General features: G+C 65.4%; 19 protein-coding genes. 17 read left to right on the top strand and 2 right to left on the bottom strand.

Annotated elements, in window-relative coordinates:
* Window positions 1-9: 9 nt before the first annotated feature.
* From RPB_RS16475 to RPB_RS16425, 10 genes are all read left to right on the top strand, one after another.
* Window positions 10-1,167 (top strand): acyl-CoA dehydrogenase family protein, encoded by a 1,158-nt coding sequence (locus RPB_RS16475; RefSeq protein WP_011442146.1) that lies wholly within the window; start codon window positions 10-12, stop codon window positions 1,165-1,167.
* A 115-nt stretch (window positions 1,168-1,282) separates the two neighbouring features.
* Complete coding sequence (locus RPB_RS16470; protein ID WP_011442145.1) at window positions 1,283-2,506, top strand: ABC transporter substrate-binding protein; 1,224 nt, start codon at window positions 1,283-1,285, stop codon at window positions 2,504-2,506.
* Between the two features lie 140 nt (window positions 2,507-2,646).
* On the top strand, window positions 2,647-3,297 hold the full coding sequence (locus tag RPB_RS16465) for a glutathione S-transferase family protein (protein WP_011442144.1): 651 nt from the start codon (window positions 2,647-2,649) through the stop codon (window positions 3,295-3,297).
* Window positions 3,298-3,461: 164 nt separating this feature from the next.
* Entirely contained in the window at window positions 3,462-4,286 is an 825-nt protein-coding gene (locus tag RPB_RS16460; RefSeq protein WP_011442143.1) for a helix-turn-helix transcriptional regulator, read from the top strand.
* A 131-nt stretch (window positions 4,287-4,417) separates the two neighbouring features.
* Window positions 4,418-5,284, top strand: coding sequence for a 3-keto-5-aminohexanoate cleavage protein (locus RPB_RS16455; RefSeq protein ID WP_011442142.1), 867 nt, complete (start codon window positions 4,418-4,420; stop codon window positions 5,282-5,284).
* 220 nt (window positions 5,285-5,504) lie between these two features.
* A complete protein-coding gene (locus tag RPB_RS16445) occupies window positions 5,505-7,109 on the top strand; it encodes an AMP-binding protein (protein WP_011442141.1) in 1,605 nt (534 codons plus the stop codon).
* A 169-nt stretch (window positions 7,110-7,278) separates the two neighbouring features.
* The gene (locus tag RPB_RS16440) at window positions 7,279-8,901 is read left to right on the top strand and encodes an acyl-CoA carboxylase subunit beta (RefSeq protein ID WP_011442140.1); all 1,623 of its coding nucleotides are present in this window, start codon (window positions 7,279-7,281) and stop codon (window positions 8,899-8,901) included.
* An 11-nt stretch (window positions 8,902-8,912) separates the two neighbouring features.
* Window positions 8,913-10,877, top strand: coding sequence for an acetyl/propionyl/methylcrotonyl-CoA carboxylase subunit alpha (locus tag RPB_RS16435; protein ID WP_085978164.1), 1,965 nt, complete (start codon window positions 8,913-8,915; stop codon window positions 10,875-10,877).
* Window positions 10,878-11,003: 126 nt separating this feature from the next.
* Window positions 11,004-11,783, top strand: coding sequence for an enoyl-CoA hydratase/isomerase family protein (locus RPB_RS16430; protein ID WP_011442138.1), 780 nt, complete (start codon window positions 11,004-11,006; stop codon window positions 11,781-11,783).
* A 93-nt stretch (window positions 11,784-11,876) separates the two neighbouring features.
* Complete coding sequence (locus tag RPB_RS16425) at window positions 11,877-13,331, top strand: hypothetical protein (RefSeq protein ID WP_041798294.1); 1,455 nt, start codon at window positions 11,877-11,879, stop codon at window positions 13,329-13,331.
* 6 nt (window positions 13,332-13,337) lie between these two features.
* On the opposite strand, the gene RPB_RS16420 is transcribed toward RPB_RS16425, so the two are convergent.
* Entirely contained in the window at window positions 13,338-14,600 is a 1,263-nt protein-coding gene (locus RPB_RS16420) for a serine hydrolase domain-containing protein (protein ID WP_011442136.1), read from the bottom strand.
* A gap of 261 nt (window positions 14,601-14,861) precedes the next feature.
* On the opposite strand from RPB_RS16420, the gene RPB_RS16415 reads away from it, so the two are divergent.
* The 3 genes from RPB_RS16415 to RPB_RS16405 all read left to right on the top strand — a co-directional run bounded on the left by RPB_RS16415 (window position 14,862) and on the right by RPB_RS16405 (window position 17,740).
* The gene (locus RPB_RS16415) at window positions 14,862-15,767 is read left to right on the top strand and encodes an intradiol ring-cleavage dioxygenase (RefSeq protein ID WP_011442135.1); all 906 of its coding nucleotides are present in this window, start codon (window positions 14,862-14,864) and stop codon (window positions 15,765-15,767) included.
* A gap of 15 nt (window positions 15,768-15,782) precedes the next feature.
* Window positions 15,783-16,628: an aldo/keto reductase gene (locus RPB_RS16410; RefSeq protein WP_011442134.1), complete on the top strand. Its 846-nt coding sequence runs from the start codon at window positions 15,783-15,785 to the stop codon at window positions 16,626-16,628.
* A 179-nt stretch (window positions 16,629-16,807) separates the two neighbouring features.
* A complete protein-coding gene (locus RPB_RS16405) occupies window positions 16,808-17,740 on the top strand; it encodes a DMT family transporter (RefSeq protein ID WP_011442133.1) in 933 nt (310 codons plus the stop codon).
* Window positions 17,741-17,865: 125 nt separating this feature from the next.
* Here RPB_RS16405 and RPB_RS16400 read toward each other — a convergent pair whose 3' ends face one another.
* On the bottom strand, window positions 17,866-18,327 hold the full coding sequence (locus RPB_RS16400; RefSeq protein ID WP_011442132.1) for an Lrp/AsnC family transcriptional regulator: 462 nt from the start codon (window positions 18,325-18,327) through the stop codon (window positions 17,866-17,868).
* Between the two features lie 132 nt (window positions 18,328-18,459).
* Here RPB_RS16400 and RPB_RS16395 point away from each other — a divergent pair, with 132 nt between their 5' ends.
* From RPB_RS16395 to RPB_RS23860, 4 genes are all read left to right on the top strand, one after another.
* Window positions 18,460-20,856, top strand: a complete 2,397-nt coding sequence (locus RPB_RS16395; protein WP_011442131.1) for a transketolase — start codon at window positions 18,460-18,462, stop codon at window positions 20,854-20,856.
* A gap of 251 nt (window positions 20,857-21,107) precedes the next feature.
* A complete protein-coding gene (locus tag RPB_RS16390; RefSeq protein WP_245258245.1) occupies window positions 21,108-23,048 on the top strand; it encodes a putative bifunctional diguanylate cyclase/phosphodiesterase in 1,941 nt (646 codons plus the stop codon).
* A gap of 247 nt (window positions 23,049-23,295) precedes the next feature.
* Window positions 23,296-24,726, top strand: a complete 1,431-nt coding sequence (locus RPB_RS16385; RefSeq protein WP_011442129.1) for an aldehyde dehydrogenase family protein — start codon at window positions 23,296-23,298, stop codon at window positions 24,724-24,726.
* A gap of 560 nt (window positions 24,727-25,286) precedes the next feature.
* Complete coding sequence (locus tag RPB_RS23860) at window positions 25,287-26,528, top strand: GGDEF domain-containing protein (protein ID WP_198135118.1); 1,242 nt, start codon at window positions 25,287-25,289, stop codon at window positions 26,526-26,528.
* Window positions 26,529-26,600: the final 72 nt, after the last annotated feature.

The following is a 26,600-nucleotide window of genomic DNA, read 5'->3' as shown; positions in this document are numbered from 1 at the left end:
GACGCCTCGATGCTGTTCAATGCCGACCATGACGAGCCGCGCCGCGTGCTGCAGAAATTCATCGCCAGCGACATCAATCCGCATGTCGACGAATGGGAGAAGGCCGGCATCTTCCCGGCGCACGAGCTGTTCAAGAAGCTCGGCGATCTCGGTTTTCTCGGGCTCAACAAGCCGGTCGAATACGGCGGGCAGGGGCTGGATTATTCCTACGCGCTGATGATGGCGGAGGAACTCGGCAACATCAATTGCGGCGGCGTGCCGATGGCGATCGGCGTGCAGACCGACATGGCGACGCCGGCGCTGGCGAAGTTCGGCTCCGACGAATTGCGCAAGGAATTTCTCGCGCCGTCGATCAGCGGAGATTTCGTCGCCTGCATCGGCGTGTCCGAGCCCGGCGCCGGCTCCGACGTCGCCTCGATCAAGACCACCGCGAAATCCGACGGCGACGACTACGTCATTAGCGGCGGCAAGATGTGGATCACCAACGGCACCCAGGCCGACTGGATCTGCCTGCTGTGCAACACCGGCGACGGGCCGGCGCATCGCAACAAGTCGCTGATCTGCGTGCCGATGAAGAGCAAGGGCGTCAGCATCGCGCGCAAGCTCGACAAGATGGGGATGCACTCGTCCGACACCGCGCAGATCCATTTCGACGAGGTGCGGGTGCCGAAGCGCAACCGGATCGGCGAAGAGGGAGCGGGGTTCACCTATCAGATGGTGCAGTTCCAGGAAGAGCGGCTGTGGGGCGCCGCGGCGTGCATCAAGGCGCACGAGAGGACGATCCAGAACACCATCGACTACACCCGCGACCGCAAGGCGTTCGGCCGGCCGCTGCTGGACAATCAGGTGATTCACTTCAAGCTCGCGGAGCTGCAGACCGAGGTCGAATTGCTGCGCTCGCTGGTGTATCGCGCCGCCGAAGCGCTGGTCGCCGGCGAGGACGTCACCCAGCTCGCCACCATGGCCAAACTGCGCGCCGGCCGGCTCGGCCGCGAACTGCCGGATGCCTGCCTGCAATATTGGGGCGGGATGGGCTTCATGAACGAGACGCTGGTCAGCCGCTCCTACCGGGATTCCCGCCTGACCTCGATCGGCGGCGGCGCCGACGAGGTGATGCTCGGAATCCTGTGCAAGATGATGGGCACGCTGCCGGGCGGCAAGAAGTAGACCCAGCCGTCCAGCGTATGGACGCAAGATAGCGTGCGCGACTGTCCCCTACGCTGCTACCTGATAACTGCGCGCAAGACGCAGACAGTTCCAGCACAACAGAGGGAGGGGAGCCATGACGTCGCTCAGTCGTCGTTCGCTGATGCTTCGATCGGCCGCAGCCGGTCTCGCCGCGCTGACAAGCGCACGAAACGCCCGCGCCGACGATTGGCCGGGCGTCACCGCGACCGAGCTCAAGATCGGATGCACGACCTCGCTGAGCGGCCCGGTGTCCGCCTTGGGCACCATCGCGCGCAGCCAGGAAGCCTATTTCCGGATGCTGAACGATCAGGGCGGCATCGCCGGCCGCAAGATCAACTTCATCATGTACGACGACGCGTTCAATCCCTCCAAGACGGTCGAGCAGACCCGGCGGCTGATCGAGAGCGACAATGTCGCGTTCCTGTTTTCGATGCTCGGCACCGCGCCGAATTCGGCCGTGGTGAAATACATCAATGCCCAGAAGGTCCCGCATCTGTTCCTGTCGGTGAACGGCGACAAATGGGGCGACTACAAGACCTATCCGTGGACGATGGGATTCGCGCCGAGTTCCCGGACCGAAGCCCAGGTGTTCGCCAAATACGCGCTCAGCCAGAAGCCGGATGCGAAGTTCGCGCTGCTGTATCAGAACGACGACCTCGGCAAGGATTTCGTCGCCGGCCTGCGCGACGTGCTGGGCGATCGCTACGACACGCTCGTGAAGGCATTGTCCTACGAGGTCACCGAGCCGACGATCGACTCGCAGATCGTCACGCTGCGGGCGACCAATGCCGACGTGCTGATCTCGGGCGTCACGTCGAAATTCGCCGCGCAGGCGATCCGCAAGGTCTACGAGTTGGGCTGGAAGCCGATGCACTTCGTCACCAGCGGCGCGGCCTCCGTGGCGTCGACGATCATCCCGGTGGGCGCCGAGCGCGCCGAAGGCCTGATCACGTCGACCTATACCAAGGATCCGGCCGACCCGGCATGGGCCGACGATCCCGGCATCAAGGACTACATGGCGTTCATGGCGAAATACTTCCCGACCGGAAACGCCAAGGAAAGCCTCAATGCCTATGGCTACACCGCCGCGTCGGTGCTGCGCGTCCTGCTCGAACAGTGCAAAGGCAATTTCAGCCGCGAGAGCATCATGGCGCAGGCCAACAACCTCAAGAACGTCGAGGTGCCCACGTTGTTGCCGGGCGTTCGGGTCAACACCAGCCCGACCAATCATCATCCGCTGCGGCAGATGCAGCTGCAGCGCTTTGAAGGGCAGGGCTACAAGCGCTTTGGCGCGGTCATCGAGGGGACGATGCTGTAGGCGCGGCCACCATGGCGCAGCCGGAAGCTCGCAAGATGCTCGCGAGCGGCTGCGTTATGGGGTAGCCTGCCGACCGCCGTTCCGATCGACCGGACGTCGACCGCGCCAAAACCAAGAATGACGAGGGAAACGCCAATCACATGATCACGCTGTATCACTGCCACGGCGCACGCTCGTTCCGGCCGCTCTGGATGCTGGAGGAGATGGGGCTCGACTACGAGCTGAAGATGCTGCCGTTCCCGCCGCGGATGTTCGCCAAGGAATATCTGGCGATCAATCCGCTCGGCACCATCCCGTTCATGATCGACGGCGACACCAAGATGACGGAATCGTCCGGCATCTGCCATTATCTCGGCACCAAATATGGTCCGACGCCGCTGGTGCTCGACGTCGGCGAGCGCGACTACGGCAGCTACCTCAACTGGATGTTCTTCAGCGACGCGACGCTGACCTTTCCGCAGACGCTGGTGCTGCGCTACGGCACGTTGGAGCCGAACGAGCGGCGGCAGCCGCAGGTGGTCGAGGACTACGCGAAGTGGTTTCTCGGCCGGCTGCGCGCGGTCGAGGCGGCAGCGGGTCAGACCGAATGGCTGTGCGCGGGACGCTTCACCGCCGCCGACGTCGCGATCGGCTACGCGCTGCGGCTTGCGGAAAATCTCGGTCTCGCCAAGCAGTTCGGCCCGAACGTTGCGGCCTATTGGCAGCGGCTGCAGAATCGCGAAGGCTATCTTCGTGGACTGGAGGCGGAGATTCGGGCCGGCGACGAGCAGAAGGTTGCGCGGCGGGCCTGACCCCGGGGACAGGCCGCGGAGCTTCCGCAGCCGCTCACCATCGCGCGGTTCCGCGTCATCTCGCCCGGTGACAACATCGGGCTTTGCTGTATTGTCCGAGGCGCTCCGCAAGAGAGCCCTGCAGCAATGCGGCAGAAGGGCGGCGCCCCGCCCCGGGAGGAACGATGAGCGACGACGAATGTCCGGATGCCGGACGCCTGATGCTGATCAGCCCTGAACGCGTCTTTTACGCCGGCCTGCTGGGCCGCCCGCGGCGGCGGAGCATCGGCGGCTTTTCCGTCTATGTTGCGCTGCAAGGTGAGTTGCGGGTCGCGATCGAGGGCCGGCCTTTGCAGGCCGGCGCGATGGTCTATGTGCCGCCCTATCTCACGCACAACGTGGAAGGCGACTGTCGCTCGGTGATTGTTCTGGTGATCGAGCCGGAGAGCGTCCTCGACGGGCCGATGGCGGCGCTCGGCACACGGATCGCAGGCGCTGGCGCCGGGCCGCTCGCGGGCCGGATCAGGCGGGCCTATCAGACGCTGGTCGCAACAGGCCGGCGCGAGGGCTTCACCACTTCGGAATTCGACGATCTGTTCTTCGGCGAATCGCTGCCGGCGCGCAGGATCGACCGCCGCATCGCCGGCGCGATCGCGAGGCTGAACGACGTCTCCGGCGCGGCCGTCACCGCGGAGGATTGCGCCGCCACCGCGAACCTCTCGCAGTCGCGCTTCCTGCATCTGTTCAAGGACGAGACCGGCGTCTCTTTCCGCGCGCTACGCGCCTGGAAGCGGGCGCGGCACCTGCTGCACTTCGTCAACGCCGAGATCAACCTCGCGCATCTGGCGCAGGACATCGGCTATCCGGATTCGACCCACTTCAGCCATTCGATCCGGCGCTTCTACGGGCTGCAGCCGCGCGCGATCTTCTCCGGCTCGCGCGATCTGGCGATCTGGCGCAGCGATCCGCATGGCGCCGGCGTCGCGGAATTTCGGCAGGGGCGGCCTTAGCCGAAGGCGCCGATCCGACGACAGCGCGTGCACGCAAGAAGCGCCCGCGCGGCACACGCATCATTCCGTCCGACATGGTTTGCGCATCACGAGTCTCGCGAGCGCAGCATCACCGGAAGGGCTGACCTGGAATGAGCGACAAGGCCGTGATCACCTGCTCGCTGAACGGCGTGCTGACCGACCCGAAGCAGCACCACGTTCCGGTGACGCCGGAGCAGATGGCCCGCGAAGCCAGGGCGGCTTACGACGCCGGCGCCGCGATCGTGCACATCCATCTGCGCGACCAGCGGCCCGACAAGGGCCACCTGCCGAGTTGGGACGTGGCCGTCTCGCGCGAAATCCAGCAGGCGATCCGCGAAGCCTGTCCGGGCGTCATCATCAACCACACCTCCGGCACCTCCGGGCCGCACTATGAAGGGCCGCTCGCCTGCATCCGTGAGACCAGGCCCGAGATCGCCGCCTGCAACGCCGGCTCGCTGAACTATCTCAAGGTCAAGTCCGACAACAACTGGGCGTGGCCGCCGATGATGTTCGACAATTCGGTCGAGAAGATTCAGGACTTTCTCGCCGCGATGAGGGACGCCGGCACGATCCCCGAATTCGAATGTTTCGACGTCGGCATCGTGCGCTGCGTCGGCATGTATGTTCAGACCGGGATGTATGACGGCCCGCTCGAGTACAATTTCGTGATGGGCGTCGCCTCCGGCATGCCGGCCGATCCCGAATTGCTGCCGATCCTGCTGAAGCTGAAGCGCCCCGAGGCGCATTGGCAGGTGACCGCGATCGGCCGCTCGGAGATCTGGCCGCTGCACCAGGCGTGCGCCGACCTCGGCGGACATCTACGCACCGGGCTCGAAGACACGTTCTATCTCGCCAATGGCGAGAAGGTGACGTCGAACGGGCAATTGATCGAGGAAATCGCCGGCTGCGCGCGGCGGGCAGGGCGCGAGATCGCGAGCCCGGCGGAGGCGCGCAAGATTTTCGGCGTGCTCAATTAGTTGCGGTCATTCCGGGGCGCCGCGCAGCGGCGAGCCCGGAAACCCGAGATGTTCTGCTCGTATCAGGTTCCGGGTTCGCGCTTCGCGCGCCCCGGAACGACAGGTGGATAAGTCCACACCAAATCAAGCCAAGCCAAGCCAAGCCAAGCCAAGCCAAGCCAAGCCAAGCCAAGCCAAGCCAAGCAGCCTCAAGAGCTGCCTCACCTCGAGGGAGTGAACCATGATCAATCTAGAAGCCACCGGCGGCGTGCCGGGACCGGGCCGGATCGGCCGGGTCGCGATCGGCGACATCCTGCGCAAATCGGCGCTGCGCTTTCCGGCGCGGATCGCGCTGACCGAGGGCGCGCGTCAGGTCAGCTACACCGAGCTCGAACGCGACGCCAACCGCTTCGCCAACTATCTGGTGTCGCGCGGACTGAAGCCCGGCGACAAGATCTCGACGATCTGCAACAACTCGGTCGAATTCGTCAAAGCGCTGTTCGGCATTCATCGCGCCGGGCTGGTCTGGGTGCCGATCAACACCATGCTCGGCCCCGACGACATGAGCTACATCCTCGATCATGCCGGGGTGAAGTTCGCGCTGATCGACGACAATCTGCACGGCCAGCCCGAGCGCCGCGCCGCGCTGGAGAGCCGCGGCATCGCGCTGGTGGCGGTCGACCTCACCGGCAAGGCGAAAGAAGCCGGCCTGCGGAGCTTCAACGAGCTGATCGACGGACACTCCGAGATCGAGCCGGAGGTCGCGTTCGACGATCGCGATCTGGCGATGATCATCTACACGTCCGGCACCACCTCGCGGCCGAAGGGGGCGATGCATTGCCACCTCGCGGTGACGATGGCGGTGATGAGCAACGCGATCGAGCTGCAGCTCACCCGCAACGACGGCATCACCGGGCAGTTTCCGCTGTTCCACTGCGCCGCCCATGTGCTGCTGCTGAGCTATCTCGCCGTCGGCGGCAAGATGGCGCTGATGCGCGGCTTCGACCCGGTCGCCTGCCTGGAAGCAATCCAGCGCGACAAGCTCACCGTCTTCATCGGCCTGCCGCTGATGTATCAGGTGATCCTCGATCATCCGCGGCGCAAGGAATTCGACCTGTCGACGCTGCGCTGCTGCATCTACACTATGGCGCCGATGCCGCGGCCGCTGCTGGAGCGCGCGATTGCCGAGCTGTGTCCGAATTTCGTCCAGCCGTCCGGGCAGACCGAAATGTATCCGGCGACGACGATGTCGCAGCCGGACCGCCAGCTCGCTCGTTTCGGCAATTACTGGGGCGAATCGTGCATGGTCAACGAGACCGCGATCATGGACGATGCCGGAAACCTGCTGCCGCCGGGTGAAGTCGGCGAGCTGGTGCATCGCGGCCCCAACGTCATGCTCGGCTACTACAAGGATCCCGAGGCCACCGAGGCGGCGCGCAAATTCGGCTGGCACCACACCGGCGATCTGGCGCTGATCGACACCCACGGCGAGGTGCTGTTCGTCGACCGCAAGAAGGACATGATCAAATCCGGCGGCGAGAACGTCGCCTCGGTCAAGATCGAGGAGACGCTGCTGGCGCATCCGGCGGTGATGAACGCCGCGGTGGTCGGCCTGCCGCATCCGCAATGGGGCGAGGCGGTGTCGGGCTTCGTCAAGCTCAAGCCGGGGGCTCAAGCGACCGAGACCGAGATCATCGAGCACTGCCGCAAGACGCTCGGCGGCTTCCAGGTGCCGAAGCTGGTGCGCATCGTCGACGAGATGCCGATGACCGCCACCGGCAAGCTGCGCAAGGTCGAGCTGCGAAACCAGTTCACGGACTACTTCGCGATGGCGCAGACGGGGTGATTGTTGCGTCATTCCGGGGCGCACCGCGACGCGGTGCGAACCCGGAATCCCGACGTTCAGAGCACTTCGAGATTCCGGGTTCGCGAACTGCGTTCGCGCCCCGGAATGACGAACAAGAGGCGAGATTTCGGGGCGCTCTAATGCGTCTCGGAACCACAAGGAACACCGAATGGCAATCATCGAATCCACCGTCGCGCCGGGGAGCGAAGTCTTCAAGAGCAACCGCGACGGCATGCTGGCGCTGATCGAACGCATGCGGATGCTGGAGGATCGTGCCCGGATCGCTTCCGCCGCATCCTCGGAGCGTTTCCATAAGCGCGGACAATTGCTGCCGCGCGAACGCGTCGCGCTGGTGCTCGATCCCGGAACGCCGTTCCTGGAACTCTCGACGCTGGCCGGCTACATGTTCGACACGGCGAATGCCGAGAAGAGTGTTCCGGGTGGCGGGGTGATCGGCGGCATCGGCTACGTCGCCGGCGTTCGCTGCATGATCAGCGCCAACGATTCCGGCATCGACGCCGGGGCGCTGCAGCCTTACGGGCTCGACAAGACGCTGCGCATCCAGGAACTGGCGCTGGAGAACAAGCTGCCCTTCGTGCAACTGGTCGAAAGCGCCGGCGCCAATCTGTTGCGCTATCGCGTCGAGGACTTCGTGCGCGGCGGCAATATTTTCCGCAATCTCGCATTGATGTCGGCGGCTGGACTGCCGGTGGTGACGGTGACGCACGGCTCGTCGACCGCGGGTGGCGCGTATCAGACGGGATTGTCCGACTACATCGTCATGGTGCGCGGCCGGACGCGGGCGTTCCTCGCCGGGCCGCCGCTGCTCAAGGCCGCGACCGGCGAGATCGCCACCGAGGAAGAGCTGGGCGGCGCCGAGATGCACACCTCGGTCTCCGGGCTCGGCGACTACCTCGCGGAAGACGACCGCGATGCGCTGCGGATCGCGCGCGACATCATGGCCGGGCTGCCGTGGGATCGCTCGGGACCGGGGCATGATCCCGCGACCTATCACCCGCCGCTGCACGATCCGGAAGAACTTCTCGGCATCATGCCGATGGATCACAAGCGCCCGGTCGATATGCGCCAGGTGATCGCGCGGATTGTCGACGATTCCGATTTCACCGAGATGTCGCCGAATTACGGTCCGGCGACGGTCGTCGGCCACGCCAAGATCGTCGGCCAGCCGATCGGCATCATCACCAACAACGGCCCGCTCGACCCCGCCGGCGCCAACAAGGCGACGCACTTCATTCAGGCGTGCTGCCAGTCGCGCACGCCGATCCTGTATCTCAACAACACCACCGGCTACATCGTCGGCAAGGCCTATGAGGAAGCCGGCATGATCAAGCACGGCTCGAAGATGATCCAGGCGGTGACCTCCGCGTCGGTGCCGCAGATCACGATCTATTGCGGCGCCTCGTTCGGTGCCGGCAATTACGGCATGTGCGGCCGCGGCTTCCATCCGCGGTTCTGCTTTTCCTGGCCGAACGCCAAGACCGCGGTGATGGGCGGTGAGCAGGCGGCGGAGACCATGGCGATCGTCGCCGAAGCCGGCGCTGCACGAAAAGGCATTCCGGTCGACCGCGACAAGCTCGACCAGATGAAGGGCGGCATCACCGCGGTGTTCAATGGCCAGATGGACGTGTTCGCGACTTCGGCGCGGATGCTCGACGACGGCGTGATCGACCCGCGTGACACCCGCGCCGTGCTGGCCGAGGTGCTGGCGATCTGTCGCGAAAGCGAGGCGCGCCAACCTCAGCGTATGCAATTCGCGGTGTCCCGGGCATGAGTGCAACGCGCATGTTGAAATCCACACCTTTCACCAAAATCCTGATCGCCAATCGCGGCGAGATCGCGCTGCGCGTGATGCGCACCGCACGCCGGATGGGCTACGGCGTGGTCGCGGTCTATTCCGAGGCCGACGTCGATGCCGCGCATGTCCGCGCCGCCGACGAGGCGGTGGCGATCGGCGGCGCGCAGCCGTCGCAATCCTATCTCAACATTCCGGTGCTGATCGAAGCCGCCCAGATCGCCGGCGCCGATGCCGTCCATCCGGGCTATGGCTTCCTCGCCGAGAACGAGGATTTCGCGGCCGCGTGCCGCGATGCCGGGCTGGTGTTCATCGGCCCGTCGGCGGAATCGATCGCGTCGATGGGCAACAAGGCTGGCGCCAAGGAGATCATGCTGAAGGCTGGCGTGCCGTGCGTGCCCGGCTATCAGGGCGCCGATCAGAGCGACGCGGCGATGATCGCGGAGGCCGGCAAGATCGGCTTCCCAGTGATGATCAAGGCGGTCGCCGGCGGCGGCGGTCGCGGCATGCGGCTGGTGAAGGACGCAGCGGCGCTGCCGGACGCGCTGCGCAGCGCGCGCTCGGAAGCGCAGGGCGCGTTCGGCGATCCGACCGTGATTCTCGAGCGCGCCATCGTCGATCCGCGCCACATCGAGATCCAGGTGTTCGGCGATCGCTACGGCGCTGCGATCCATCTCGGCGAGCGCGATTGCTCGGTGCAGCGCCGCCACCAGAAGCTGATCGAGGAAGCGCCGTCGCCGGCGGTTTCCGAAGCGCTGCGCGAACAGATGGGCACGGTCGCCGTCAACGCCGTGAAGGCGATCGGCTACGAGGGCGCCGGCACGCTGGAATTTCTGCTCGACGCGCAGGGCCAGTTCTACTTCATGGAGATGAATACGCGGCTGCAGGTCGAGCATCCGGTGACCGAGGCGATCACCGGGCTCGATCTGGTCGAGCTGCAGCTGCGCATCGCCGCCGGCGAGCCGTTGCCGCTGCGCCAGGACGATGTCACGTTCAAGGGCCACGCGATCGAGGTGCGGCTGTGCTCGGAAGACGCCGATCACGACTTCATGCCACAGTCCGGCCGGATGGCGTTGTGGCGGATGCCGGAGGAACTGCGCGTCGAGCACGCGCTGCAATCCGGCGAGGCGATCCCGCCTTACTACGACTCGATGATCGCCAAGATCATCGCGACGGGCCGCAGTCGCGACGAGGCGCGGCGCAAGCTGATCCACGGCCTCGACACCACCTTCGCGTTCGGCGTCACCACCAATCGCGGCTTCCTCGCCGCGTGCCTGCGGCACGAGGCGTTCGCGCGCGGCGAGGCGACCACGGCGTTCATTGCGCAGCATCGCGACGCGCTGACACGCGCGTTGCCGGACGATGCGGTGCCGGCGACCGCTTTGGCTGGGCTGCTGCTCTACGTCACCGATCGGCACGCGTCGCCGCATCGGCCGGGGCGCTCGCTGGCCGCGCTGTTTCCGACGCCGCTGCGGTTCGAGATCGACGGCCGGACGCAGACCTGCGAGGTCGTTCGCACGCGGGACGGCAGTTATCGCGTGAGCCATGACGGTCGCGCGACCTCGTTCACGGTCGAGCACCTCACCGACGACGGCATCCGTTTCCAGGCCGGCGACTTCCGCGAATCCGCCGTCTATCACCGCGACGGCGAGCGGTTGTTCGTGCAGCGGCTCGGCGTGAGCAACATCGTGGTCGATCGGACGCGCGCGGCGCCGCAGCGCGCGGCGGCGGCAGGCGGCGACGGCAAGCTGCGCGCGGCGCTGAACGGCCGCGTCGTCGCGGTGCTGGTCAAGGCCGGCGACCGCGTCGAGGCCGGGCAGCCGGTGCTGACGCTGGAAGCGATGAAGATGGAGCACGTGCATCTGGCGCCGGCATCGGGCATCATCGCGATCGACGTCGCCGAAGGCGAGCAGGTGACCACCGGCCGCATCGTGGCGGAAATCGAAGTTTCGTAGCAGCACGGAAGAACATTTGCCCCGTCATTGCGAGCGAAGCGAAGCAATCCAGAAGCTCCGTGCGCTGAGCTGGATTGCTTCGTCGCTTCGCTCCTCGCAATGACGAGACCTGAGGACAGACCGACCATGAGCAATGACGCCGTGATCATCGAACAGCGCGATCAGGCGCTGTGGATCACCATCAACCGTCCCGACAAGCGCAACGCCATCAATGCCGGTGTGGTCGAAGGCATCAGGACCGGCTGGAAGCAGGCGCATGACGATCCGTCGGTGCGCGTGATTGTACTGACCGGCGCCGGTGACAAGGCGTTCTGCGCCGGCGCCGACCTGCAATCCACCGGGGCCGCGTTCTCGTTCGACTTCTCCAAGCCGAATGTCGACTACGCCGATCTGCTGCGGCTGGCGCAGAACGCCACCAAGCCGTCGATCGCCCGCGTCAACGGCACCTGCATGGCCGGCGGCATGGGCCTGCTGTGCATGACCGACATGGCGGTGGCGGCGGATCACGTCCTGTTCGGGCTGCCGGAGGTCAAGGTCGGCGTGTTCCCGATGCAGGTGATGAGCCTGTTGCAGGACATCGCGCCGCGCCGGCTGATCAATGAATGGGCGCTGACCGGCGAGCCGTTCGATGCGCCGACCGCGTGCGACGCGGGCCTGCTGAACTACGTGGTGCCGGGCGGCGAGCTCGACGCCAAGGTCGACTGGCTGGTCAAGCGGCTGACCGACAAATCACCGACCGCGATCCGCCGCGGCAAATACGCGATGCGGGCGATCGCGTCGATGTCGTTCGACGAGAGCATCGCCTACACCGAAAGCCAGATTGCGCTCTTGGCGATGACCGAAGACGCCAAAGAGGGCCTGAAGGCCTTCGCGGAGAAGCGCAAGCCGGTTTGGCCGGGGAAGTGACGCGCCGCTCGTTGCGGTCACGGTCCGGTTAACCGGACGTTATCGCCGCATATGGCCTATTCGGGGCGATTCTCCCGTGCTGCGAGCCATGCCGTGACCCTGCAGGCGATCCAATCGTCCGAGACCGCCGCAGGCAAAGGCGGCGTGCTGCCGCTGCTGGTCGGCTGCGGCGCATTGGTGTACCTGCTTGCGATCGGCGACTCCTTCCTGCAGGATTCCGACACCTTCTGGCAGATCGAGACCGGACGCTGGATCCTCGCGCACGGCGCGGTGCCGACCACCGACGTGTTTTCGTTCACCAAGGCGGGTGCGCCATGGATGTCGTCGTCCTGGCTGGCGCAAGTCATCTTCGCGCTCGCGATGAAGGCGGGCTGGGTCGGTCCGGTGATCGTGACGGCCTTCGCCGCGGCATCGGCCTTTGCGCTGTTCGCTGCGTATCTCGAGCGCTACGCGTCGGCTTTGGTGACCACGGCACTCACGATGCTCGCGGTGACGCTGACGGTCCCGCATCTGTTGACACGGCCGCACGTCCTGGCACTACCGTTGATGGTCGGATGGTTCATCGGTCTGATCGACGCGGCCGATCGCAAGGCGGCGCCACGATGGGCGCTGCTGATCGTCATTGCGCTGTGGGCGAACATTCATGGCGGCTTCGGGCTCGGCCTGCTGCTGATCGCTCCGGCCGCGCTCGAAGCGCTGCGGCAGGCGGACCCCGCACGGCGCGTGGCGCTGGCCCTGCGTTGGGGCGCATTCGGTGTCGCGGCGCTGGCGAGTTGCTGCGCCACGCCCTATGGCTGGAACACGCTGATTGCGGCCGGCAAGATCCTCAGCCTCGGCGAGGTGCTGACCACCCTGGGCGAATGGGCGCCGGCGGATTTCAGTCGGTTCGGTCCGCTCGAGGCGAGTATCCTGGCGCTGATCGGCGTGGCGCTGTGGCGAGGTCTGTCGCTGCCGTGGCCGCGGCTGCTGCTGCTGCTCGGGCTGTTGCACATGGCGCTCGCGCATGTTCGCAGCATCGAGAGCTTCGCCCTCTTGGCACCTCTGGCTCTGGCGCGGCCCTGGGCCGAACAGCTCGCATCCCGGCGCACGCCGCCGCCGGGCGCGAAAGCCGAGTTCGTGCTGCCGGGCTGGGCCGCGGTCGCTTCTGTGCTGGCGATCGTCGGTGCGACGATCGCGGTCGCGCCGCGACTGACCTATCAGTTCGTTGAAACGCAAATGCCCGAGCAAGCGCTGGCCGCGGCGCAACGGAACGGCGCCGAGCGTATTCTCAACGGCTACGAGTTCGGCGGTTATCTGATCTCGCGTCGAGTTCCGGTGTTCATCGACGGCCGCGCCGAATTGTACGGCGAGCGAATGGTGATGGACATGGTTCGCGCGGTTGCGGGCCGCGATACGGCCGCGCTCGATCGCTTCATCGTGGATTACGACATCGATGCGACGTTGTTGCCGGCGCACGCGCCGATCATCGGCCTGATGGATCGCCGCGCCGGCTGGCATCGCGCCTATGCCGACGACGTCGCCGTCGTGCATCTGCGCGATCGCCAGTGACCGAGCTCAGAGATTGCTTTCGGTGATCGCGCCGTAGACCAGCGCCCGCAGTTCGCGGCGGATCGGATAGCTGCTCGACGGCAGCAACTGCGTCATGAAGATGGCGATCAGCTCCTCCGCCGGGTCGATCCAGAACGCGGTTGAGGCGGCGCCGCCCCAATAATACTCGCCGGCGCTGCCGGGCAGCAGCGTCAGGGCCGGGTTCATGTTCACCGCGAAGCCGAGACCGAAGCCGATACCGGCGTTGGTCGCCTCGCTGAACATCGAGCGCGACATTTCGGTGAGGTCGCGATTGCCGGGCAGGTGGTTGGTGGTCATCAGCGCCAGCGTTTTCGGCCCGATCAGGCGGACGCCGTCGAGTTCGCCGCCGTTCAAGAGCGCCCGGCAGAATCTCAGATAGTCGGCAGAGGTCGAGAGCAGCCCGCCGCCGCCCGAGATCAGGTCGGGCGGTGCGAGGAAACTGCTGGTCGCCGGATCGTCCTGCAGCGTCATGCCGCCCTTGCCGTCGGTGGAATAGCAGGCGGCGAGGCGGTGCGCCTTCTCCGGAGGGACGTGGAAATCGGTGTCGGTCATGCCGAGCGGATCGAGAATGCGCTGCTTGACGAACTGTTCGAACGGCATGCCGCTGATCTTCTGCACGATATAGCCGACCACGTCGGTCGAGACCGAGTAGTTCCAGGCCTCACCGGGGGAGAACTCCAGCGGAATGCGGGCGAGATCCGCTATCCACGAGTCCAGCGTGCCGGCTTTCTCGAACGCGCCGATGCCCTTGTCGCGATACGCGGCGTCGACATTGGTGCGATTCTGGAAGCCGTAAGTCAGGCCGGAGGTGTGCCGCAGCAGATCGACGATCTGCATCGGGCGCGCCGGCGGCTTCGTCAGAAACAGCGGCCCGATGCCGGCCTGAAACACGCCGAGATCGGCCCATTCCGGAATGTACTTCGCCACCGCATCGTCGAGTGCGATCCGCCCTTCCTCGAACAGCATCATCAGCGCCACCGAGGTGATCGGCTTGGTCATCGAATAGATGCGGAAGATTGTGTCGTCCTTGATCGGCACCTGGCGTTCGCGGTCGGCGTGGCCAAGTGACGATTGGTGGACGATCCGGCCGCGGCGATAGACCAGCGTCTGGGTGCCGGCGAACTTGCCGGGGTCGATATAGACCCGCTTCAGATGATCGTCGATCCGGTTCAGCGCGGGTTCGGACATGCCCGCATCGGCAGCAGAACCGGTCGCGGGAGCGCGTGACTTTTGGGGGTGGGCCGGCATTCGATACTCCATCACGGTAGGACGATGTCCAGTTCACGCACCGTTGCGTCGCAGCTTGCGGTGCGGTTCCACGAATCTGGTAACTGAAAATCCGCGGCGATTGTCTCTTGGCGAAGCGGGTTGGCAGTCGGTCTGTGCGATTTTGAGCACACGATCCGCCCCCCCGGCAAGGAGGGGCCGCGCAGGCCGGTCTGCAAGCGCAGCGCTTATCACATGGGAATGCCTGATGTAGCTTTCGCCGTCGCCAACCGGGATTGGAATATGCCACAATTCGACGAAACCGAGCTGACCGAAGCCGTCGTCGCGAGCTTCGACGATACGCCTGATCCGCGGCTCAAGCATCTGATGCGCGAACTGGTCCGTTCGCTGCACGACTATGTCCGCCGCACCGGCCTGACCTTCGAGGAGTGGCAGAAAACGATCGATTTCCTCACCCGTACCGGGCAGAAATGCACCCCGAGCCGGCAGGAGTTCATCCTGCTGTCGGACGTGCTCGGCGTCTCGATGCTGGTCGATGCGGTCAACCATCGCGAGCGCGGCGGCGCCACGGAGACCACGGTGCTGGGGCCGTTCTACGTCGGCGAGCACAAACCGATGCCGCATGGCGCCGATATTGCCGAAGGTGTCGAGGGCGAGCGGATGTATGTCCAGAGCCGTGTCACCGATCTTTCCGGCAATCCGTTGGCCGGCGTGCCGGTCGACGTCTGGCACGCCGATGACGACGGCTTCTATGATTCGCAGAAACAGTCCTACGCCGAGGAGGGCCCGTCATTGCGCGCGCGGTTCGTCACCGACGGCGACGGGCGGATCGCGTTCCGCACCATCCTGCCGTGCAGCTATCCGATCCCGATCGACGGTCCGGTCGGCGAACTGATCCTCGCCTCGCAGCGGCATCCGATGCGGCCGGCGCACGTGCATTTTCTGGTCGATGCGCCGGGCTACGAGCCGCTGATCACGCATGTGTTCATCGAGGGCGACAAATATCTCGAGTCCGACGCGGTGTTCGGCGTCAAGGACGACCTGATTTCGACCATTGAATTGCGCGATGATGCGGTGATGCCGGATGGCCGCGCGGCGTCGGGGCCGTGGCATTTGATGACCTATGAGTTCCGGCTGAAGCCGGGCAGGGGCGCGGCGCCGAAGCCGATGATGGCGGCGGCGGAGTGACAACAGGAGCTCGCATTGAGTGGGGACACGCGCAAATTCGGCCGGGGCGGGCCGGAGATTGCGCCGATCGGACAGGGCACCTGGTACATCGACCGGGGTGACCGGACGGCGGCGATCGCCGCGCTGCGGCGCGGCCTCGACCTCGGCATGACGCATATCGACACCGCCGAGATGTACGGCGATGCCGAGCCGCTGGTGGCGGAGGCCATCGACGGCCGGCGGGACCAGGTGTTCCTGGTCTCGAAGGTGCTGCCGAGCAATGCCTCGCGGCGCGGCACCGTCGCCGCTTGCGAGCGCTCGCTGAAGCGGCTGAAGACCGACCGGCTCGACTGCTATCTGCTGCATTGGCGCGGGCAATATCGGCTGGCGGAAACCGTGGCGGCGTTCGAGGAACTGGTCGCCGCCGGCAAGATCCGGTCATGGGGCGTCAGCAATTTCGACGTCGGCGATCTGTGGGAACTGCTCAAGGTCGCGGGGCCGGACAGGATCGCCTGCAATCAGGTGCTGTATCATCTGCGCGAGCGCGCGATCGAGCATGCGGTGATCCCGTGGTGCGAGGCGCACGGCGTTGCGGTCACCGCCTATTCACCATTCGGTCATGACGAGTTTCCCCTGCCGCGCAGCACGGAGGGGCGGCTGCTGCAGTCGATCGCCGAGGCCCATGGCGCCACGCCACGGCAGGTGGCGCTGGCGTTTCTGACCCGGCGGCCGTCATTGTTCGCGATCCCGAAGGCTGCCGACCCGGCGCATGCGGCCGACAATGCCGCGGCCGGATCGCTGCGGCTCTCCGATGACGAGATCGCGGCGATCGACCAGGCCTGTCCGCTCGGGCCCGAACCGGCCAGCCTGCCGATGCTGTGAGCGAGGCCGGGGCCGGCGCAGCCCGCCGCCGAGTCGCCGCGTGCATAGCCGCGTCCTGATTTCCGCGCTTGCGCGGCGGCTACGAACATCGTTTTGTCGGATTGTTACTTGACTGGTCTGCCGCTGAATGACCGAGCGATTTCCCACTTCATTGCCCTGCTGGATCCGTGACCATCACCTTGCCATCCGCGAATGAATCGAGCCGTCGCCTGACCGCTCGCCATGCCGACCATCCGTTGCGCGGCATCGCGCTGATCGTCGCCTCGACGGCGTTTCTCGCCTGCTCCGACACGATGGCGAAATATCTCGGGCGCACGCTGCCGCCGATCGAGATCGGCTGGATCCGTTTCCTGGTATTTCTCCTGATCATGCTGCCGGTGATGCTGACGTCGGCGTCGCCATTGCGCTCGGCGCGGCCGAAGCTGCAGGTGCTGCGGGCGCTGGCGCTGGTGGCCTCGTCGGTGCTGTTCATCACCGGATTGCAGTTCCTGCCGATCGCGGAAGCTTCCGCGACATCGTTCGTGGCGCCGCTGTTCGTCACGGCGCTGTCGATCGTGCTGCTCGGCGAGGCGATCGGCATCCGCCGCTGGGCGGCGACCGCGGTGGGTCTGCTCGGCGTCCTGATCGTGATCCGCCCGGGCTCGGCGGCGTTCAACGCGGCGGCGATCTTTCCGATCCTGTCGGCGCTGACCTGGGCCTTCACCCTGATCCTCACCCGGATGATCAGCGGCGCCGACCGCGTCGTTGTCACCATGACGTTTTCGGCGCTGGTCGGCTTCGTGGCGCTCAGCGCGATGGTGCCGTTCGTGTGGGTGACGCCGAGCTGGCACGACATCCTGATCGGGGTGCTGGTCGGCCTCGCCTCGACCATGGGGCAGTGGATCGTCGTGCTGGCCTATCGCTACGCCGACGCCTCGGTGCTGGCGCCGTTCACCTACAGCCAGCTGGTCTGGGTGACGTTTCTCGGTTTCGGCGTGTTCGGCGAGATCCCCGACCTGTGGACCTTCGTCGGCGCCGCCGTGATCATGGCCAGCGGCATCTACACCGCACATCGCGAGCGGCTGCGCCGCAAGCAGCCGCCGGTGCCGGCCGAACCCAGCCCGAATCCGTGAGGCCGGGGGAACGAAGCGCTATGGATCCGTCATTGCGAGCGAAGCGAAGCAATCCAGAGGCTTAGTGCTCGGCGCTGGATTGCTTCGTCGCTTTGTTCCTCGCAATGACGCAGAGACCGTGCGCCTTACACCGGCAGCGCGATCGAATATTTCACCTGACTGAGCGCAAAGCTCGACTCGATCGAGGCGATGCCGTCGAGCCGCGTCAGCTTGGTCTTCAGGAACGATTCATAGGCGGCGAGATCGGCGGCGACGACGCGCAGCAGGTAGTCGCGGTTGCCGGTCATCAGATAGCATTCCAGCACTTCGTCCCACTTCGAGATCGCCCGCGCGAAGCGGGCGAGGTCTTCCTCCTTCTGCCGCGTCAGCTTGATCGAGATGAACACGCTGACATGCAGCCCGATCGCCTTCTGGTCGACCTGCGCGGTGTAGCGCGTGATCACGCCGCGGCTCTCCAGCAGCTTCACCCGGCGATGACAGGGTGACACCGACAGTCCGACCTTGTCGGCGAGTTCCTGCATGGTGATGCGGCCGTCCGCCTGCAGGCTGGCGAGTATCTTGCGATCGATCGCGTCGAGATCCGGCATTGGAATGAAATCGCCAATTGGAGGTCTGAATTGGCAGGATATCCCAATCCGGCCGGCGTTGTCGCCGGGATTTGAGAAGTCCCGGTTTGCGATTCGTCGTAGATTCGGCGGACAGAACACCGGGTGATCGCCATGCCGCAGCGCCGACTACGTCTCGACATGCTGACTGCGCTGTCGCGCAAGGTGCTGTGGCTGTCGACCTGGACGATCCACCACGCCAACCACATCCGTCCCAACGCCGACGGGCTGAAGGTCGGCGGCCATCAGGCCTCGTCGGCGTCGCTCGCGACCATCATGTCGGCGCTGTATTTCTCGGTGCTGCGGCCGGAGGACCGCGTCGCGGTCAAGCCGCATGCCAGCCCGATTTTTCACGCCATCCAGTATCTGTTCGGGCGGCAGAGCCGCGCCCGGCTGGAGAATTTCCGCGGCTTCAAGGGCGCGCAATCCTATCCGTCGCGGACCAAGGATGCCGACGACGTCGATTTTTCGACCGGCTCGGTCGGGCTCGGCGTGGCGCAAACGTTGTTCGCCTCGCTGGTGCAGGACTACGTCAAGTCGCACGGCTGGATGAAGGACCGTCGAGAAGGCCGGATGATCGCGCTGGTCGGCGATGCCGAGATGGACGAGGGCAACATCTTCGAGGCGTTGCTCGAAGGCTGGAAGCACGGCCTGCGCAACACCTGGTGGGTGGTCGACTACAATCGCCAGAGCCTCGACGCGGTGGTGCGAGAGGGGTTGTGGGAGAAATTCGAGTCGATGTTCCGCAATTTCGGCTGGGACGTCGTCATCGTGAAATACGGCCGGCTGATGCAGCAGGCGTTCGCCGAGCCCGGTGGCGAGGCGCTGCGGCGCTGGATCGATAACTGCCCCAACCAGATGTACGCGGCGCTGTGCTTTCAGGGCGGCGCGGCGTTCCGCAAGCGGTTGCTCGACGAGATCGGCGACCAGGCCGAGGTGTCGCGGCTGATCGATGCGCGCAACGACCACGAGTTGTTGGCGCTGATGTCCAATCTCGGCGGCCACGATATGGCCAGCATGCTCGAGGCATTCGAACAGATCGATCACGACCGCCCGGTCTGCTTCATCGCCTACACGATCAAGGGCGTCGGCCTGCCGTTCCAGGGCCACAAGGACAATCACGCCGGCCTGATGACGCCGGCGCAGATCGAGACCTATCGCACGGCGCAGAACGTCCGGCCCGGCCACGAATGGGATCGGTTCGAGGGGCTGACGCAGGATGCGGCCGCGCTGGATGCGTTTCTGAAGACGGCCCCGATCAATACCGGTGGCGAGCGCCGGCTGAGCGCGCCGGTGCTCGAGGTGCCGCAACAACTGGCATTCAAGCCCGCGCCGGAGATGTCGACGCAGCAGGGCTTCGGCCTGATCCTCAACGAACTGGCGCGCGGCGAGACCGAATTGGCCTCGCGCATCGTCACCGCATCGCCGGACGTCACCGTCTCGACCAATCTCGGCGCCTGGGTCAACCGCCGCGGCCTGTTCGCCCGCGCCGAAAAGGCGGACCTGTTCCGCAGCGAGAAAATCCCGACCACGTTCAACTGGGACTTTTCGCCGAAGGGCCAGCACATCGAACTCGGCATCGCCGAGATGAACCTGTTCATCCTGATGTCGGCGCTGGGGCTGTCGCACAGCATCAATGGCGAGCGACTGCTGCCGATCGCCACGCTGTACGACCCGTTCATCCAGCGCGGCCTCGATGCGCTGAACTATGCCTGCTATCAGGATGCCCGTTTCATGGTGGTGGCGACGCCGTCGGGCATCACGCTGGCGCCGGAAGGCGGCGCGCATCAGTCGATCGCGACGCCACTGATCGGTATCGCGCAGGACGGGCTGGCGTCGTTCGAGCCGGCCTTTGTCGACGAACTTGCCGTCATCATGCGCTGGGGCTTCGAGCACATGCAGCGCGACGACGTCGAGGGCGGCGATTCCGCGGACGGCATGCGCGCCGGCGGCTCGGTCTACTTGCGGCTGTCGACGCGGACCATCGAGCAGCCGCAGCGGATGATGACCCCCGATTTGCAGAAGTCGATCGTCGACGGCGCGTATTGGCTGCGTCGACCGGGGCCGAATTGCGAACTGGTGATCGCCACCACCGGCGCGGTCGCGCCCGAAGCAATCGAAGCGGTCGGCTTGCTCGGCGACAGTCGCCGCGATGTCGGGCTGCTGGCGATCACTTCCGCCGATCGGTTGCACGCGGGCTGGACCGCCGCGCGCCGGTTGCGCCGCGCGCATCGCGGGTCGCGCCGCGCGAGTCACATCGAGACGCTGCTGGCGCCGCTGCCGCGCAGTTGCGGCATCGTCACGGTGCTCGACGGTCACCCGGCGACGCTGGGCTGGATCGGGGCGGTCTGCGGCCATCGCATGGAAGCGCTCGGCGTCGAGCATTTCGGCCAAACCGGCAACATCGCCGACCTGTATCGGCACTACGGCATCGACGCCAACGCGATCATCGACGCGGCCGAGAGCCTCATCGCCGGCGCGCCGGTGTTGCACCGGAAGATGGCGGTGTAGGTTTCACCGGCGTTGATGGTGAACAAGGGGTTGATTCCACAAATAGTGAACCGGCGCGCCGAATTCGTCCGCGTGACCCGCATCCGGGGGGCCTCCTTTCGGATCGACCCTTAAGCAATAGGCAAAACTACGGTGCGATGGTGAGGCATCTTCGCTGATCTGGATCAGGCATGCTTCAATTCTTCCACGCATGGGATGGCCAACATGCAGGGCTCGTTGGTCTCGGGCTCGCGCTGTGTCTGTTGGGCGCCATGGCTGCGGCCGGAGCGCTGCGCTTCACCCGGATCAGTTCGGGGCGGGTGCGTAGAGGCTGGGTGATCGCGGCGTGCGTCGCGGCGGGCTGCTGCCTTGCAAGCGCCCTGACCGTTGGGCTGCTGTTGGCCGTTCCCTCCGAGCCAGTTGTTCGCGATGTCGCGCTGGCGATCGTCATCGTGACGATCCTCGGGATGACGGTGACCGTCGCCATGGCCGTGTGGTCCGGCGCGAAGGGGACTAACAACGTCCGCAGCGCCCTTGCCGAACGCGTCATGGTGCTCGACGCCATAGTGCAGAAAGACTCGCACGGTTTTTGCCTGTTCAGTCCCGATGGGCGGCTGGAGGCGTGGAACGAGGCCTTTCTCGACATCTATGCCATCCCTCCCGGCCAGCCGCTCGCCGGCGCCACGCTGGCCGAACTGGTCGAGATCCTCCGCGTCTGCGGCAATCAGCTCACGGATATCGAACAACTGTCGGAGATCAAAGCCGCGAGCGCCGGCGGTGGACCATCCGAAATAGTCGTCGAGCTAAGCGATGGCCGCCATATCAGGCTCGAATTTCGGCCGTTGCCGAACGGCGGCTGGATCGCCAAGCAGGCCGACGTCACCGACTACAAGATGGCCGAACAGCGTTTCGCCTATGTCACGCTGCACGATATCGCCACCGGTCTCCCCAATCGCGCGGCATTCAATCAGCGGATCGGGCAGAGTCTGGCGGTCGCCCGCGAGCGGCACGCGAGTTTCGCTGTGATCCGGCTCGGAATCGACCGGTTCAAGGAGATCAACGATGTCTTCGGCCAGTCGGTCGGCGACGCCGTGCTCGCCAAGATGGCGGCGCTGCTGACCGAGACATGCCACTGGGGCTTTCTGGCGCGGCCGGGTGGTGACGAGTTCTCGATCGTGACGCAACCGGATCAGGCCGCCGATGCCTTGCAGGAGATCTGCAGCCAGGTCTTGCGACTTTGCGACGTCGAGTTCGACATCGATGGCCATGCGATCCGGGTCGGGTCGACCGCGGGCGTCAGCATCTATCCCCGCGACGGCGACGACGCGGAGACCCTGATCGCGCATGCCGACGTCGCGCTGTATCGAGCGAAGAACGAACGGCGCGGCAGCGTCTGCGTGTTCGAGCCGGCGATGGACCTGCAGATTCGCGAGAAGCGCGCCTTGCAGCGCGAACTTGCATTGGCGTTGCAGAACGACGAGTTCGAGCTTCACTACCAGCCCCAGGCGACCACCAAGGGCGAGATCGTCGGCTTCGAGGCGCTGCTGCGCTGGCGCCATCCGGTCCGCGGCATGGTGTCGCCCGCGGCCTTCATTCCGCTCGCGGAAGAAACCGGGCTGATCGGAGCGATCGACGAATGGGTGCTCCGCAGCGCCTGCCGCGAAGCCGCCTCCTGGCCGAAACCGCTGGCCATCGCGGTCAACCTCTCGCCGCTCGATTTCGGGCGGCTCGATGTGCCGGCGTTGATCCTGCAGGTGCTGCTCGAAACCGGCCTCGACCCGAAGCGACTCGAGGTCGAGATTACCGAGGGCGTGCTGATCGACGACTTCAGTGGCGCCATCGGGATCCTCCGGCGGATCAAGAATTGCGGCGTTCGCGTCGCGATGGACGATTTCGGGGCCGGCTATTCGTCGCTGTCTTATCTGCAGTCGTTTCCGTTCGACAAGATCAAGATCGATCAAGCATTCACGCGCAAACTCGAGATCAACCCCGATTCCGCGGCGATCGTCGAGGCGATCCTGAGCCTCGCGCATCGTCTGAATCTGCCGGTGATTGCCGAAGGCGTCGAGACCGAGAGCCAACTGGCATTTCTGGCCAGCGTCGGCTGCGGCGAGGTGCAGGGCTATCTGATCGGCAAACCTGGCCCGATTGCGCAATATCGTCATCTGACGGGCGGCGCCACGCCCGAGCCGCAGCTCGCTCAGGCCGGCTGAATTTGCTGCACTGCAGCGCGAGGGGCGCTCGATCTGTCCCGTCGCGTGGAATGCGGGGCCTTGATGCGCGCGGACACGGGCAATTGTCCGATGGAGCCTTGCTCCGATCGGCCCGGTGTTTTTATATGCGCATCCTGCAAAAGGGCGCGTTCTCACTTCAGGCCGGCAATGCCGCCGAGGCCTGTTGGCGATGCCGCCGATGCTTCCCTCCCGAAGCTTCCAGCTCCGTTCAAACAAGAGGTCCATAATGGTCAACCGCATGCAATTCTACATCGACGGCGCCTGGGTCGATCCCGTCGCTCCCAAGTCGACGCCGGTGGTCAATCCGGCGACCGAGGACGCGATGTACGAAGTTGCACTCGGCTCCAAGGCCGACGTCGACAAGGCGGTCGTCGCCGCCAAGCGCGCGTTCGAAACCTTCTCCCAGACCAGCCGCGAGGAGCGCATCGCGCTGCTCGAAAAAATCATCGCGATCTACAAGGGCCGCATGAAGGAGATCGGCGCCGCCGTCTCCGATGAGATGGGCGCGCCGCTGCCGATGGCGGAGAAGATGCAGGCCGGCGCCGGCCTCGGCCACATCATGTCGACGCTCGACGTGCTGAAGAATTATCAGTTCGAGGAGCCGATGGGCTCGGCGGTGATCGTGCGCGAGCCGATCGGCGTCATCGGCATGATCACGCCGTGGAATTGGCCGCTGAACCAGATCGCCTGCAAGGTCGCGCCCGCGCTCGCCGCTGGCTGCACCATGATCCTGAAGCCCTCCGAATTCACACCGACCTCGGCGCTGATCTTCGCCGAGATCCTGCATGAAGCCGGCGTGCCGAAGGGCGTGTTCAATCTCGTCAATGGCCTCGGCCCGGAGGTCGGCGCGGCGATGAGCGAACATCCGGACATCGACATGATTTCGTTCACCGGCTCGACCCGCGCCGGCATCGACGTCGCGCAGCGCGCGGCGCCGACCGTGAAGCGCGTCAGCCAGGAGCTCGGCGGCAAGTCGCCGAACGTCATCCTCGACGACGCCGACCTCACCAAGGCGGTGACCGGCGGCGTGATGCACATGTTCAACAACTCCGGCCAGTCCTGCAACGCGCCGAGCCGGATGATCGTGCCGCTGTCGAAGATGAAGGAGGTCGCGGCGATCGCCAAGGGCGTCGCCGAAAAGACCAAGGCGGGCGATCCGCGCGGCGAGGGCACCACGATCGGCCCGGTGGTCAATCGCGGCCAGTGGGACAAGATCCAGACGCTGATCAACAAGGGCATCGAGGAAGGCGCGACGCTGGTCGCCGGCGGACCCGGTCTGCCCGAAGGCGTCAACAAGGGCTTCTACGTCCGCCCGACGGTGTTCGCCGACGTCACCGACAACATGACCATCGCCCGCGAGGAGATCTTCGGGCCGGTGCTGGTGATCATGGGCGCCAAGGACGAGGACGAGGCGGTCAAGCTCGCCAACGACACGCCCTATGGTCTCGCCGGCTACGTCTCGGCCGGTTCGGTCGAGCGTGCGCGCAAGGTCGGCCGCCAGATCCGCGCCGGCAACGTCAATCTGCAGGGCGTGCCGAACGAACGCACCGCGCCGTTCGGCGGCTACAAGCAGTCCGGCAACGGCCGCGAGTGGGGCAAGTTCGGCCTCGAGGAATATCTCGAGGTCAAGGCGATCGCCGGCTTCAACGCCGCGTAAGTCCAGCGAAGCCTTTGCCGCAACGACATCGGCGCTGGAACGGTCCACCGTTCCGGCGCTTTTGATTTGTGCGCCGCAGGCTGTGGGCGAGACCGCCGCTCGCCGGTAATCGCCCGAGTAGGCGCTGCGGCAGGCTGCAGCTAGAATCTCTGCGACAGTCGCCGTGCATCAGGGCGCCGGCCGATGCGTTTCTTGGCCGCGTCGCAGCAGAGGTACTTCATGTCCTCGTCGGTTACCAACGAGCACCGAAAACAGTTTCTCACGATCGCATTCGGCGGGGTCGCGGTCTTTGTTGCGCTTTGCGCAGCGGCCATCATCACGTGAAACGTAGCGATCGACGGCCGATTGTGCCTTCTCCCACCGGTTCGGCGCCGCAATTGCTTCGGTTCGGGTGAGCGACGCCCGCGTCGCGAGCCGATGGATCGATTTGTCGTGATCCCCTTAACGTCCGATTCAGAATAGCGGCAACGGGTAAAATAGGGTTCTGCCGCCGTTCAGACATTCCCGCCATTGTTTCGGTCGCACGAGCGAATTCGGAAATGATGCGGCGGGCTGCAATGATGATCGATTATCTCCACAGCCGCGTAGCCGCCGCGCGCCGCGTGATGTCGTCCACCGCCGGATTGATCGGATCCGACTACACGTCGGAAGAGCAGGCGTGGGAAATGCTGGAGGGGCTGTTCAGCCCGTTCGCCCATGCCCTGACGGCGACGGCGATCGCGATCACCGCGTGGTACAATTGGCATTCCCACAATTCGCTGGCGTCGTTTGCGGCGGTTGCTGTCGTCGGGCCGACATTGTCGTTGCGGCTTCTTCTGGCGCAGCGCTTCCGCACGCGCGGACCCGACGCGCGGGTCTCGAAATGGGTTCGCCTGTTCGCGATCATGAGCTTCGTCGCGGCGATTGGCTGGGGCTCCAGCCTGTCGATCCTCATCTTCACCACCGAGGGATTGCCGCTGTTCGCGGTTTTCGCGTTGATCTGCGCGCCGGTGCAGGGCGCCAGCGCGCGCGCTTATGCGATGCCGTCGGTCGTGATCCTCCATATCAGCATCGTGTTGGGCCTGGTCGGCATCGCGGCGACGGTGTTCGGGATCGCAATCGCCATCCCGTTCTGCCTTCTCTATTTGTGGTACCAGATCGGCTTCGTCATGGAGCTGGTCGCGCTGCGCCGGAAAATGCTGAAAGCCGACCACGACCGGCGTCAGTTGCTGACTCAGGTGACGCGCTACAATGCGGATCTCGCATCGCTGAACACCCAGCTTTCGGCGTTCGCGCTCACCGATGGTCTGACCGGCGTCGGCAACCGGCGGGATTTCGACGACAAGCTGCAGCGTTTCCTGACGGGCCAGACAAACGCGACGACACCACTGGCCCTTCTTCTGATCGACGTCGATCGCTTCAAACGGCTCAACGACACTTACGGGCATTTGGTCGGCGACCAATGCCTGAAACTGTTGGCGACCGCGATCAGATGCGTCGTGAGCAGGAGCGGAGACGTCGTCGCACGCTATGGCGGCGAGGAGTTCGCGGCGATCCTGCCGGCGACGGACGCGGCAACTGCCCTGGCGATCGCGGAACGTATCCGGCGCGCGATTGAAACCATGGACCTCGCCGGCCTGCCGAAATTGGACGAGCGGCCGACGGTGAGCATCGGCGTCGGCATCGCCGCTTCCGGAACGACGATGCTGCCGCACGCGTTGATCGAAATCGCCGACGCTGCTCTGTATGCGGCCAAGCAGAGCGGTCGCAATTGTGTCCGACATGGCGCCGCGACTCGCCAGCCGCTGCGCCACATCGCCTAGCGTCGCTTCGGCCAGGCCGCCTGCCGATTGACAACGAAATGCGGGAGTTCGTAACTGAGCCGACACGAGCAC

Origin of the sequence: Rhodopseudomonas palustris HaA2 (assembly GCF_000013365.1) — a bacterium.
In the GTDB taxonomy this organism is placed as follows: domain Bacteria; phylum Pseudomonadota; class Alphaproteobacteria; order Rhizobiales; family Xanthobacteraceae; genus Rhodopseudomonas; species Rhodopseudomonas palustris_J.
This window is presented reverse-complemented; position numbering and strand designations above follow the sequence as displayed.

Bases quoted from the DNA above. Each gene is read 5' to 3' on its own strand.
- RPB_RS16475 (WP_011442146.1), top strand. From the start codon at position 10: ATGCTGTTCAATGCCGACCATGACGAGCCGCGCCGCGTGCTGCAGAAA.
- RPB_RS16470 (WP_011442145.1), top strand. From the start codon at position 1,283: ATGACGTCGCTCAGTCGTCGTTCGCTGATGCTTCGATCGGCCGCAGCC.
- RPB_RS16465 (WP_011442144.1), top strand. From the start codon at position 2,647: ATGATCACGCTGTATCACTGCCACGGCGCACGCTCGTTCCGGCCGCTC.
- RPB_RS16460 (WP_011442143.1), top strand. From the start codon at position 3,462: ATGAGCGACGACGAATGTCCGGATGCCGGACGCCTGATGCTGATCAGC.
- RPB_RS16455 (WP_011442142.1), top strand. From the start codon at position 4,418: ATGAGCGACAAGGCCGTGATCACCTGCTCGCTGAACGGCGTGCTGACC.
- RPB_RS16445 (WP_011442141.1), top strand. From the start codon at position 5,505: ATGATCAATCTAGAAGCCACCGGCGGCGTGCCGGGACCGGGCCGGATC.
- RPB_RS16440 (WP_011442140.1), top strand. From the start codon at position 7,279: ATGGCAATCATCGAATCCACCGTCGCGCCGGGGAGCGAAGTCTTCAAG.
- RPB_RS16435 (WP_085978164.1), top strand. From the start codon at position 8,913: ATGTTGAAATCCACACCTTTCACCAAAATCCTGATCGCCAATCGCGGC.
- RPB_RS16430 (WP_011442138.1), top strand. From the start codon at position 11,004: ATGAGCAATGACGCCGTGATCATCGAACAGCGCGATCAGGCGCTGTGG.
- RPB_RS16420 (WP_011442136.1), bottom strand. From the start codon at position 14,600: ATGCCGGCCCACCCCCAAAAGTCACGCGCTCCCGCGACCGGTTCTGCT.
- RPB_RS16415 (WP_011442135.1), top strand. From the start codon at position 14,862: ATGCCACAATTCGACGAAACCGAGCTGACCGAAGCCGTCGTCGCGAGC.
- RPB_RS16400 (WP_011442132.1), bottom strand. From the start codon at position 18,327: ATGCCGGATCTCGACGCGATCGATCGCAAGATACTCGCCAGCCTGCAG.
- RPB_RS16395 (WP_011442131.1), top strand. From the start codon at position 18,460: ATGCCGCAGCGCCGACTACGTCTCGACATGCTGACTGCGCTGTCGCGC.
- RPB_RS16390 (WP_245258245.1), top strand. From the start codon at position 21,108: ATGGCTGCGGCCGGAGCGCTGCGCTTCACCCGGATCAGTTCGGGGCGG.
- RPB_RS16385 (WP_011442129.1), top strand. From the start codon at position 23,296: ATGGTCAACCGCATGCAATTCTACATCGACGGCGCCTGGGTCGATCCC.
- RPB_RS23860 (WP_198135118.1), top strand. From the start codon at position 25,287: ATGATCGATTATCTCCACAGCCGCGTAGCCGCCGCGCGCCGCGTGATG.